We start from the raw sequence: 10,175 nt of genomic DNA, 5'->3' as shown, positions 1-10,175 counted from the left end.
CCGCTGACCAGGCTTTCAACCACGAAGCTGTTGAAGCGGCCCACTACCAGAGCGTAGCGGCCTTTAGGGGCGATGAAGGTACCTTCGATGGTCTTCAGGGTCATTCGTCAGATCTCTTAAAGAGCCGGGACGCGTTTCGTACGCATCCCTCAGTGATATTTGAACCGCGAATACAGCGTCGGAAATCGCACTCGGTGTTCACTTGCACATCTTTGTGGCGAGGGAGCTTGCTCCCGCTTGGGTGCGCAGCGCCCACAAGAGGGGCCGCTGCGCAGCCCAGCGGGAGCAAGCTCCCTCGCCACAATAAATCAAATATGCCTTGAGCGAACAACGAGGCCAAAAACCGGCGTCTTATTCGGAGGGCACGTATTCTACAACTTCCAGATCGAAACCGGATATCGCATTAAATTTCATTGGCGCAGACATCAGGCGCATTTTGCGTACGCCGAGGTCACGCAGGATCTGCGAACCGGCACCGACGATGCTGTAAGTGGTCGGTTTTTTCACCGCCGCCTGCTCACCGGTTTCGCGGATGTGCGCCAGCAGCACGTCGCCGTCCAGCGGGTGACCGAGCAACAGCACCACACCGCTGCCGGCCTCGGCCACCGCAGCCATCGCGGCGCGCAGGCTCCAGCGGCCCGGCTGCTTGACCATCAACAGGTCGCGCAGCGGATCCATGTTGTGCACGCGAACCAGGGTCGGCTCTTCGGCGCAGACAGTGCCCAACGTCAGGGCCATGTGCACGTCGCCTTCCACCGAATCACGATAGGTCACCAGGTTGAATTGGCCCAGTTCGCTGTCCAGCGGCTGTTCGGCAATCCGCTGAACGGTACGTTCGTGGATCATCCGGTAGTGAATCAGGTCGGCGATGGTGCCGATCTTGATATTGTGTTCGGCGGCAAAAGCTTCCAGCTCGGCGCGACGGGACATGGTGCCGTCGTCGTTCATCACTTCGCAGATCACGCCGCTTGGTTCGAAACCGGCCATGCGCGCCAGGTCGCAGGCGGCTTCAGTGTGACCGGCGCGGGCCAGGGTGCCACCGGCCTGAGCCATCAGCGGGAAGATGTGGCCCGGGCTGACGATGTCTTCAGCCTTGGCGTCTTTGGCCGCAGCCGCTTGCACGGTGCGCGCACGGTCGGCTGCGGAGATCCCGGTGGTCACGCCTTCGGCAGCTTCAATCGACACGGTGAACTTGGTGCCGAAACCGGAACCGTTGCGCGGCGCCATCAACGGCAGCTTCAACAGCTCGCAGCGCTCGCGGCTCATCGGCATGCAGATCAGGCCACGGGCGTGCTTGGCCATGAAGTTGATGTGCTCGGCCTTGCAGCATTCGGCGGCCATGATCAGGTCGCCTTCGTTCTCGCGGTCTTCGTCATCCATGAGGATGACCATCTTGCCTTGGCGGATGTCTTCAACCAGTTCTTCGATGCTATTGAGCGCCACAAGGCACCCCCTTCAGTCAGGATTTGAGGTAGCCGTTGGCGGCCAGAAAGCTTTCAGTGATCGTACCGCCGGCGGTCGGCTCTGCAGCCTTGTCACCCAGCAACAAACGCTCCAGATAACGCGCCAGCAAATCGACTTCCAGGTTCACCCGGCGGCCCGGCTTGTAGGAAGCCATGATGGTTTCGCTCAGGGTGTGCGGAATGATCGTCAGCAGGAATTCGGCGCCATCGACCGCGTTCACGGTCAGGCTGGTGCCGTCGACGGTGATCGAACCTTTATGGGCGATGTACTTGGCCAGTTCTTTCGGCGCGCGGATACGAAATTCCACGGCGCGGGCATTGTCGCTGCGTGACACCACTTCGCCGACACCGTCGACGTGACCGCTGACCAGATGGCCGCCGAGACGGGTGGTCGGGGTCAGGGCTTTTTCCAGATTGACCGGGCTGCCGCTTTTCAGGTCATTCATGGCGGTGCAGTCGAGGGTTTCGCGGCTGACGTCAGCGGCAAAGCCGTTGCCCGGCAGCTCAACTGCGGTCAGGCACACGCCGTTGACGGCGATGCTGTCGCCGAGTTTGACGTCGCTCAGGTCGAGCTTGCCGGTTTCGACATGCACCCGCACATCACCGCCCTTTGGGGTCAGTGCGCGGATACTGCCGATGGATTCGATGATGCCGGTAAACATGGGGTTCTCCTTGAGAACGAAGCCAGCGCTAACGCGATGGCCGGGAATTATACGCTCGCCGAAACGACTGGCGTCGCAGTGACTCGCCAGTCATCGCCAACCGCGCGGATTTCAGTGATTTTCAGCTCTGGAGCGTCCTTCATATAGGCCAGCGGCCAATCCAGCAGCGGACGCGCCGTGGAGCCGAGAAACTTGCCGGCAATGAAGATCACGAATTCATCGACCAGACCGAGCTGGGCGAACGCGCCGGCCAGACGCGGGCCAGCCTCGACCAGCACTTCGTTGACGCCTCGATTGGCCAGTTCGATCAGCAGTTGATGCAGATCGACCTGACCATCATCTCCCGGCACGATCAGGCACTCCGGGCCATTGGCGTATTGCTCTTCGACTGCCATGCACGTCGCGACCAGCGCGGGACCGGCCTTGAAGAACGGCGCATCCAGCGGCACCCGCAGGCGCCCGTCGATCAGCACCCGCAGCGGCGGACGGCTCATGGCCCGTGCGGTTTGTTCGGCATCCAGTCCCAGTTCGTCGGCGCGCACGGTCAGGCGCGCGCCGTCGGCCAGGACGGTGTCAGCGCCGGTCAACACTACGGCGGCCTGCGCGCGCAAACGCTGCACCGCGGAGCGCGCGGCCGGGCCGGTGATCCATTGGCTCTCGCCACTTTCCATCGCCGTGCGGCCGTCGAGACTCATCGCCAACTTGACCCGCACGAACGGCAAGCCGTGTTCCATGCGTTTCAGGAAACCTTGATTGAGCTGGCGCGCCTCGGCTTCGAGCACGCCACTTTCGGTGGCGATCCCGGCATCGGTCAGACGCTGCAAGCCACGCCCGGCAACCTGCGGGTTCGGATCGCGCATCGCGGCGACCACCCGCGCCACCCCGGCAGTCACCAGCGCATCGGCGCACGGCGGCGTGCGGCCATGGTGACTGCACGGCTCAAGGGTCACGTAAGCGGTGGCGCCACGGGCCAATTCACCGGCAGCGCGCAGGGCATGGACTTCGGCGTGAGGTTCGCCGGCGCGCTCGTGAAAGCCTTCGCCGACAATCTGCCCGTCCTTGACGATCACGCAGCCGACCCGGGGATTGGGATGGGTGGTGTAGTGGCCCTTGCGCGCCAGTTCCAGCGCGCGTGCCATGAAGTGCGCGTCGAGGATCGCCTGCTCGGCGGCGCGGGTCATTCTTTCACCGGTTCGCGGGCGAGGCGGTCGATTTCTTCGCGGAACTCGTTGAGGTCCTGGAAGCGCCGGTACACCGAAGCGAAACGGATGTAGGCCACTTCATCGAGCTTTTGCAGCTCGGCCATCACCAGTTCGCCGACCACGAGGGATTTGACCTCGCGCTCACCGGTGGCGCGCAGCTTGTGCTTGATGTGAACCAGAGAGGATTCGAGGCGCTCGACGCTCACCGGACGTTTCTCCAGCGCGCGTTGCATGCCGGCGCGGAGTTTTTCTTCGTCGAACGGTTGACGGCTGCCGTCGGTTTTGATCAGGCGCGGCAACACCAGTTCGGCCGTCTCGAATGTCGTGAAACGCTCGCCGCAGGCCAGGCATTCACGCCGGCGGCGCACCTGGACGCCCACGGCGACCAGACGCGCGTCGATGACCTTGGTGTCGTTGGCACCGCAGAAGGGACAGTGCATGGTGGCTGGCAACAAAAAAAGGGAGGGCCATGGTAGCGCATCCCGGTGGCAAGACAAGCCATAGGGTTTGCGGTATACAGACTGGCATGATCGTTTGATCCACGGATTTCATTTTCTGGAGCTGCCAATGCCGCTACGACCGCTCGTTTTGCTCAGTCTTTTCGCCCTGCTGGTGGCCTGCGGCAGTGATAAACCCAAGCCGCAACCGCCGACACCCGGCCCGGCACCGCAACAGGCGCAGAAAAAAGCCAAAGAGGCAGCCGACCTCGGCCCGCTGCCAGCCTATCAACGGGAACTGAGCGGCACCCTGCAAGGCGTGCCGGCCGGGGCCGAAGTCGAACTGGCGCTGCTGGTGATCGACGAGAAGTCGCGCCCGCAACAACTGCTGGCCAGTTCCAGCCTGATCGGCAACAACCAGATCCTGCCGTTTCGTCTGCGCTTCAATCCGGACGCCTTCCCGGCCGGCGCGCGGGTCGAGCTGCGCGGTCGCGCCACGCAGTCCGGCCAGTTGATCCTGCACCTGCCGTCGCAAACCATCACCCAGCCGACCACACAGGCGCTGGGCCAGCTGCAATTTGTCAAAGCACCATGACCGCACCGCTCGACCTGCAACAGGCCTTAGGTGAATTGCTCGGTGATGCACGGCTCAAGCCCTGTGCATTGCCGGGCACCGATTTGCAGCTGTGGCTGATCGACGGCGACAACATGGATCGTGAATTCAGCCCGGACGAAACCCGGCGCATCCTTCACGAACCGCCCTATTGGAGTTTCTGTTGGGCCAGCGGTCTGGCGGTGGCGCGTTATCTGGCGGAGTTTCCCGAGTGGGTACGCGGCAAGCGGGTGCTGGATTTTGGCGCCGGCTCGGGGATTGCCGCGATTGCGGCGGTGAAGGCCGGGGCGTTGGAGGTGGTGGCCTGTGATCTGGATCCGCTGGCGATTGCCGCGTGCCGGGCCAACGCTGAACTCAATGATGTGCAGATGAGTTATTCGACGGACTTCTTTGCCGAGGCAGATCGCTTCGATCTGATTCTGGTGGCGGACGTGCTCTACGACCGCGAGAACCTGCCGCTGCTCGACGCGTTTCTCAGCCGTGGCCGCGAGGCGCTGGTGGCGGATTCGCGGGTTCGGGATTTTCGCCATCCGTTGTATGAGCGGATCGAAACGCTTGAGGCGATGACCTTGCCGGATCTGGCGGAGCCGGAAGAGTTTCGGCATGTGAGCCTGTACCACGCGCGGCGTGATTGAAATGGTTGAAAGATCGCAGCCTTCGGCAGCTCCTACACCAGGAATGCGATCCTCTGTAGGCGCTGCCGAAGGCTGCGATCTTTTGCGCAAGCCCTTATAGTGCGTTCATTGACGCTTAAAAGAGATCCCCCATGAGTCAGCAAACGCCGTACATCTTCGACGCCACGACTGCCGATTTCGACCAGTCGGTGATCGAAGCTTCCTTCAACAAACCGGTGCTGGTGGATTTCTGGGCCGAGTGGTGTGCGCCGTGCAAGGCGTTGATGCCGATGCTGCAAGGCATTGCCGAGAGCTATCAGGGCGAACTGCTGCTGGCCAAGGTCAACTGCGACATCGAGCAGGACATCGTCGCCCGCTTCGGTATCCGCAGCCTGCCGACCGTGGTGCTGTTCAAGGACGGTCAGCCGGTCGACGGTTTTGCCGGTGCGCAACCGGAATCCGCTGTGCGCGCCCTGCTTGAGCCGCATGTGCAGATGCCGCCACCGGCCGCCGCCGATCCATTCGAACAGGCGCAGGCGCTGTTCGATGACGGTCGTTACGCTGACGCGGAAGCGGCGCTGGTGGTGATGCTCACCGAAGACAACAGCAACGCCAAGGCGCTGATCCTCTACGCCCGCTGCCTGACCGAACGCGGCGAACTGGGCGAGGCGCAAACCGTGCTCGACGCGGTCAAGAGCGATGAGCACAAGGCTGCATTGGCCGGGGCCAAGGCGCAGATCAAGTTCCTCGGCCTGGCCCGCGATCTGCCGGATGCTGCCGACCTCAAGGCGCGTCTGGCCAAAGATCCGCAGGATGACGAAGCGGTGTATCAACTGGCGATCCAGCAACTGGCCCGTCAGCAATACGAAGCGGCGCTGGAGGGCTTGCTCAAGCTGTTTATCCGTAACCGCAGTTATGGCGAAGGGTTGCCGCACAAGACCTTGCTGCAGGTGTTTGAGCTGCTGGGCAATGATCATCCGCTGGTGACCGCTTACCGGCGCAAGGTGTTCGCTGCGCTGTATTAAGATCAAAAGATCGCAGCCTTCGGCAGCTCCTACAGATCCATCCGCAAAATATGGGTGAACCTGTAGGAGCTGCCGCAGGCTGCGATCTTTTGCGGCTTACTCGACCCAGCTGTAGAGCGGCGTATCCCCGCCACTCACCACTTTTACATCCGGACTGTGGCGCAGGCGCACCAACAGGCGTTTGCCCGCCGCTGCGCTACCGGTCAGCCCTTCCAGTTGATCAAGCAAATCCGGCCCGCTGAGCTGCCCGGCCTTGCGCAACAGATCTTTCGCCACCTGCCACAACGCCTCGTCCTGATTCGGCGGTTTGGCTGCTGGGGCAACCGCCATCTCCGGCTGAGCCGGCGACTGCACATTCAGAACCGAACCGAGCTTCGCCCAATCGCTGTCATCCAGCTCCACCGTCAAATCCACCGGCGTCGCGCCGACGGTTCCGCGTATCCGCAACATCTGCTTCGCTCCTGCACATTTCTGACCTGCATGCTCCCACGGGACTTGTGCAACGCCAAGCGCACGGGCAAACTCTGCGAACTTTCGTTATAAGATTACATAACAAACTCTTCACTTTACTTTCCGGAGACCGCCATGCGTCGTCTGCTGCTCGCTTTGCCGTTTGCCCTGTTGCCGCTGGCCATCGCCCACGCTGCCGATGAGCACGATCATGACCACGAGCACGGCAGCCTCGGTGCCCACGAACATGGCGTCGGCCGCTTGAACGCCGCTCTCGACGGCCAGACCCTGGAGCTGGAACTGGAAAGTCCGGCGATGAACCTGGTGGGCTTCGAACACGCCGCCACCACGGACGCCGACAAGACCAAGGTCGCCGCCGCCCGCAGCAAACTGGAAAATCCGCTGGCGCTGTTCAGCCTGCCGGCCGCCGCCGGTTGCAAAGTCACCAGCCAGGAACTGGAAAGCCCGCTGTTCGGCGACAAGCCGGATGCCGACGAGCATGACCACGACGAAGATGCGAAGGGCGGTGAGGCCCATCACCACGATCACAGCGAAATCCACGCGCACTATCAATTCAGCTGCGCCGCACCGGGCGCCTTGAAGACTCTGGATCTGGCGAACCTCTTCAATACCTTCCCGGCCACCCAGAAAATTCAGGTACAACTGATCAGCCCGAGCGGCCAGCAAGGCACCGAAGTGACCGCCAAGGCCGCCGCCCTGAAATTCTGATCACACCGACAATCCCCTGTGGGAGCGGGCTTGCTCGCGAATGCGGTGTATCAGTCAACATAGATTTGGCTGATCCACCGCATTCGCGAGCAAGCCCGCTCCCACAAGGGGTTACGTGTTCACTCCATGAAACTGGTGCCATGACCCAAGCACTCATCGAACTGTCCGACCTGGGCTTCAACTGGCCCGGTCACCCGCCGCTGCTGGACATCCCGGCGTTTCGCCTGGAGCCGGGCGAAACCCTGTTCCTCAAAGGCCCCAGCGGCAGTGGCAAGACCACCCTGCTCGGCCTGCTCGGTGGCGTGCAGAAACCCGGGCGCGGCAGCATTCGCCTGCTCGGCCAGGAGCTGACCGAACTCGGTGCCGGCGCCCGCGACCGCTTTCGCGTCGATCACACTGGCTACATCTTTCAGCAGTTCAACCTGCTGCCGTTTCTCTCGGTACGCGAGAACGTCGAGTTGCCGTGCCACTTTTCGAAGCTGCGTGCAGAGCGGGCGAAACAGCGTCACGGCAGCGTCGATCAAGCCGCCGCCACCCTGCTCGCCCACCTTGGCCTGAAGGACGAAAGCATCCTCGGTCGTCGCGCCGATTCGCTGTCGATCGGTCAGCAGCAACGGGTTGCCGCCGCCCGGGCCTTGATCGGCCAGCCGGAACTGGTGATCGCCGACGAACCGACCTCGGCGCTGGATTACGACGCCCGGGAAAACTTCATTCGCCTGCTGTTCGCCGAATGCCGCGAAGCCGGATCGAGCCTGTTGTTCGTCAGTCACGACCAAAGCCTGGCGCCGCTGTTCGACCGTCACCTGTCCCTGGCCGAGCTCAATCGCGCCGCCACGTCTGCCGAGGTCTGAGATGTATCTGTTTCGTCTGGCCATGGCCAGCCTGGCCAACCGCCGCTTTACCGCTTTGCTCACCGCGTTCGCGATTGCCCTGTCGGTCTGCCTGTTGCTCGCCGTCGAGCGCGTGCGCACCGAGGCCAAGGCCAGTTTCGCCAGCACCATCAGCGGCACCGACCTGATCGTCGGCGCCCGCTCCGGCTCGGTGAACCTGCTGCTGTACTCGGTGTTCCGCATCGGCAACGCGACCAACAACATCCGTTGGGACAGCTTCGAACATTTCGCCAGCAATCCGAAAGTGAAGTGGGCGATCCCGATGTCCCTCGGCGACTCGCATCGCGGCTACCGCGTGATGGGTACCACCGAAGCCTATTTCGAGCATTACCAGTACGGCCGCCAGCAACACCTGGAACTGGCCGATGGCCGGGCGTTTGCCACCGACCCGTTCGAAGTGGTGCTCGGCGCCGAAGTCGCCGAAGCGCTGCATTACAAGCTCGGCGATCAACTGGTGCTGGCCCACGGCGTGGCGGCGATCAGTCTGGTCAAGCATGACGATAAACCGTTCACCGTGGTCGGCATTCTCAAGCGCACCGGTACCCCGGTGGATCGCACGTTGCACATCAGCCTCGGCGGCATGGAGGCGATTCACATCGACTGGCACAACGGCGTGCCAGCGCGAGGCAACGGCCGGATCACGGCGGATCAGGCACGCAACATGGACCTGACGCCACAGGCGATCACCGCGTTCATGCTCGGTCTCAACAGCAAGATTTCCACCTTCGCCCTGCAACGCGAGATCAACGAATACCGTGGCGAGCCGATGCTGGCGATCCTGCCGGGCGTGGCCTTGCAGGAGTTGTGGAGCCTGATGAGTACTGCGGAGAAAGCCTTGTTCGTGGTCTCGCTGTTCGTAGTGCTGACCGGGTTGATCGGCATGCTCACGGCGATTCTCACCAGCCTCAACGAGCGTCGCCGCGAGATGGCAATTCTGCGTTCGGTCGGCGCGCGGCCGTGGCACATCGCGAGCCTGCTGGTGCTGGAAGCCTTCGCCCTGGCGCTGACCGGGGTGATCGCGGGATTAGCCTTGTTGTACATCGGCATTGCCGCCGCGCAAGGTTACGTGCAGGCCAATTACGGGCTGTATCTGCCGCTGGCGTGGCCGAGCGAGTATGAATGGACGCTGCTCGGTGGCATTCTGGCGGCCGCGCTGCTGATGGGCAGCGTGCCGGCCTGGCGCGCGTATCGCCAATCCCTGGCCGATGGCCTGTCGATCCGTTTATGAGGATGTTCACCATGCCCCGCGCCGTGCTTGCGCTGCTGTTGCTGGTTGCCCTGCCCGTATGGGCAGCGGCGCCGAAAGACCTGACCTGGTCGGAGATGATCCCGCCGGACGCCGCGCCGGAAGTGCCGAACATGACGCCTCTGCACGACATGTCGAAGATGAGTGATGCGCTGTCTGCCGAGTCGGCGCCAGCCGCCAAGCAGGACATGCCCAACGCGCCAGTGGTGCAGAGTCTCGACGGGCAGAACATCCGCCTGCCGGGCTACATCGTGCCGCTGGAGGTCAACGAAGAAGGACGCACCACCGACTTCCTGCTGGTGCCGTACTTCGGCGCTTGCATCCATGTGCCGCCACCGCCGTCGAACCAGATCGTGCATGTGAAAAGCGAGTTGGGCGTGAAGCTCGACGAGCTGTATCAGCCGTACTGGGTCGAGGGACCGTTGCAGGTCAAGGCGTCCACCAGCGAACTGGCCGATGCCGGGTATCAGATGGCGGCGGACAAGATTTATGTGTATGAGCTGCCGGAGTGAATCCCGGCAGTTTTAAAGTCAAAAGATCGCAGCCTTCGGCAGCTCCTACAGGGGATCGCATTTCAACTGTAGGAGCTGCCGAAGGCTGCGATCTTTTGGGGCCATCACTGTTTCATTGAGCTGAGTCAAAAGACCGTATCAGTTGGCTTCGTACCATAGGGCATCAGATATTTTTAACGTCCTTTCGGAGCTCCCATGAACAAGTCCTTGCTCAGCGCCTCGCTGTTTGCCATCGCGCTCGCAGCCCCGCTCGCCCACGCCCACGAAGCCGGCGACATCATCGTTCGCGCCGGTGCGATCACCGATGATGTCGCCGGCTTCGTGGGCGTGGG

At 62.5% G+C, this 10,175-nt stretch carries 12 protein-coding genes and 2 pseudogenes; 8 read left to right on the top strand and 6 right to left on the bottom strand.

The window, feature by feature from the left end; all coding sequences use genetic code 11:
* The 5 genes and pseudogenes from ribH to nrdR form a co-directional block, all read right to left on the bottom strand.
* Positions 1-104 (bottom strand): annotated as a pseudogene (ribH, locus tag ACIOUG_RS18890) (6,7-dimethyl-8-ribityllumazine synthase); the annotation flags it as partial.
* Positions 105-351: 247 nt separating this feature from the next.
* Positions 352-1,443 carry a bifunctional 3,4-dihydroxy-2-butanone-4-phosphate synthase/GTP cyclohydrolase II gene (gene ribBA, locus ACIOUG_RS18885; protein WP_003228650.1) on the bottom strand — a complete coding sequence of 364 codons (1,092 nt, stop codon included), beginning with the start codon at positions 1,441-1,443 and terminating at the stop codon, positions 352-354.
* A gap of 16 nt (positions 1,444-1,459) precedes the next feature.
* Positions 1,460-2,125 (bottom strand): riboflavin synthase, encoded by a 666-nt coding sequence (locus tag ACIOUG_RS18880; protein ID WP_401067654.1) that lies wholly within the window; start codon positions 2,123-2,125, stop codon positions 1,460-1,462.
* A 47-nt stretch (positions 2,126-2,172) separates the two neighbouring features.
* The gene (gene ribD / locus ACIOUG_RS18875) at positions 2,173-3,306 is read right to left on the bottom strand and encodes a bifunctional diaminohydroxyphosphoribosylaminopyrimidine deaminase/5-amino-6-(5-phosphoribosylamino)uracil reductase RibD (protein WP_401067651.1); all 1,134 of its coding nucleotides are present in this window, start codon (positions 3,304-3,306) and stop codon (positions 2,173-2,175) included.
* Positions 3,303-3,767 (bottom strand): transcriptional regulator NrdR, encoded by a 465-nt coding sequence (gene nrdR / locus ACIOUG_RS18870; RefSeq protein ID WP_401067648.1) that lies wholly within the window; start codon positions 3,765-3,767, stop codon positions 3,303-3,305. Before nrdR ends, ribD begins: the two co-directional genes overlap by 4 nt.
* A gap of 127 nt (positions 3,768-3,894) precedes the next feature.
* Between nrdR and ACIOUG_RS18865 the strand changes: the two genes are divergently transcribed.
* From ACIOUG_RS18865 to trxA, 3 genes are all read left to right on the top strand, one after another.
* Positions 3,895-4,359, top strand: a complete 465-nt coding sequence (locus ACIOUG_RS18865; protein WP_064590111.1) for a YbaY family lipoprotein — start codon at positions 3,895-3,897, stop codon at positions 4,357-4,359.
* A complete protein-coding gene (locus tag ACIOUG_RS18860; protein WP_401067646.1) occupies positions 4,356-5,012 on the top strand; it encodes a class I SAM-dependent methyltransferase in 657 nt (218 codons plus the stop codon). Before ACIOUG_RS18865 ends, ACIOUG_RS18860 begins: the two co-directional genes overlap by 4 nt.
* Positions 5,013-5,143: 131 nt before the next feature.
* Positions 5,144-6,016: a thioredoxin gene (gene trxA / locus ACIOUG_RS18855; protein WP_401067644.1), complete on the top strand. Its 873-nt coding sequence runs from the start codon at positions 5,144-5,146 to the stop codon at positions 6,014-6,016.
* A 96-nt stretch (positions 6,017-6,112) separates the two neighbouring features.
* Here trxA and ACIOUG_RS18850 read toward each other — a convergent pair whose 3' ends face one another.
* The gene (locus ACIOUG_RS18850; protein ID WP_401067641.1) at positions 6,113-6,466 is read right to left on the bottom strand and encodes a hypothetical protein; all 354 of its coding nucleotides are present in this window, start codon (positions 6,464-6,466) and stop codon (positions 6,113-6,115) included.
* A gap of 135 nt (positions 6,467-6,601) precedes the next feature.
* On the opposite strand from ACIOUG_RS18850, the gene ACIOUG_RS18845 reads away from it, so the two are divergent.
* From ACIOUG_RS18845 to ACIOUG_RS18825, 5 genes and pseudogenes are all read left to right on the top strand, one after another.
* Positions 6,602-7,195, top strand: coding sequence for a DUF2796 domain-containing protein (locus ACIOUG_RS18845; protein ID WP_401067639.1), 594 nt, complete (start codon positions 6,602-6,604; stop codon positions 7,193-7,195).
* 140 nt (positions 7,196-7,335) lie between these two features.
* Positions 7,336-8,046, top strand: coding sequence for an ABC transporter ATP-binding protein (locus ACIOUG_RS18840; RefSeq protein WP_007966120.1), 711 nt, complete (start codon positions 7,336-7,338; stop codon positions 8,044-8,046).
* 1 nt (position 8,047) lies between these two features.
* Positions 8,048-9,313 (top strand): ABC transporter permease, encoded by a 1,266-nt coding sequence (locus ACIOUG_RS18835; protein ID WP_064589441.1) that lies wholly within the window; start codon positions 8,048-8,050, stop codon positions 9,311-9,313.
* 11 nt (positions 9,314-9,324) lie between these two features.
* A complete protein-coding gene (locus ACIOUG_RS18830) occupies positions 9,325-9,843 on the top strand; it encodes a DUF3299 domain-containing protein (protein WP_003228673.1) in 519 nt (172 codons plus the stop codon).
* A gap of 195 nt (positions 9,844-10,038) precedes the next feature.
* Positions 10,039-10,175, top strand: a pseudogene (locus tag ACIOUG_RS18825) (hypothetical protein); the annotation flags it as partial.

It is taken from the genome of Pseudomonas sp. NPDC087803 (assembly GCF_044742995.1).
Classification (GTDB): Bacteria; Pseudomonadota; Gammaproteobacteria; order Pseudomonadales; family Pseudomonadaceae; genus Aquipseudomonas.
This window is presented reverse-complemented; position numbering and strand designations above follow the sequence as displayed.

Coding starts and splice junctions, on each gene's coding strand:
- ribD (WP_401067651.1), bottom strand. CDS start 3,306: ATGACCCGCGCCGCCGAGCAGGCGATCCTCGACGCGCACTTCATGGCA.
- trxA (WP_401067644.1), top strand. CDS start 5,144: ATGAGTCAGCAAACGCCGTACATCTTCGACGCCACGACTGCCGATTTC.
- ACIOUG_RS18845 (WP_401067639.1), top strand. CDS start 6,602: ATGCGTCGTCTGCTGCTCGCTTTGCCGTTTGCCCTGTTGCCGCTGGCC.
- ACIOUG_RS18860 (WP_401067646.1), top strand. CDS start 4,356: ATGACCGCACCGCTCGACCTGCAACAGGCCTTAGGTGAATTGCTCGGT.
- ACIOUG_RS18865 (WP_064590111.1), top strand. CDS start 3,895: ATGCCGCTACGACCGCTCGTTTTGCTCAGTCTTTTCGCCCTGCTGGTG.
- nrdR (WP_401067648.1), bottom strand. CDS start 3,767: ATGCACTGTCCCTTCTGCGGTGCCAACGACACCAAGGTCATCGACGCG.
- ACIOUG_RS18835 (WP_064589441.1), top strand. CDS start 8,048: ATGTATCTGTTTCGTCTGGCCATGGCCAGCCTGGCCAACCGCCGCTTT.
- ACIOUG_RS18880 (WP_401067654.1), bottom strand. CDS start 2,125: ATGTTTACCGGCATCATCGAATCCATCGGCAGTATCCGCGCACTGACC.
- ACIOUG_RS18830 (WP_003228673.1), top strand. CDS start 9,325: ATGCCCCGCGCCGTGCTTGCGCTGCTGTTGCTGGTTGCCCTGCCCGTA.
- ACIOUG_RS18840 (WP_007966120.1), top strand. CDS start 7,336: ATGACCCAAGCACTCATCGAACTGTCCGACCTGGGCTTCAACTGGCCC.
- ACIOUG_RS18850 (WP_401067641.1), bottom strand. CDS start 6,466: ATGTTGCGGATACGCGGAACCGTCGGCGCGACGCCGGTGGATTTGACG.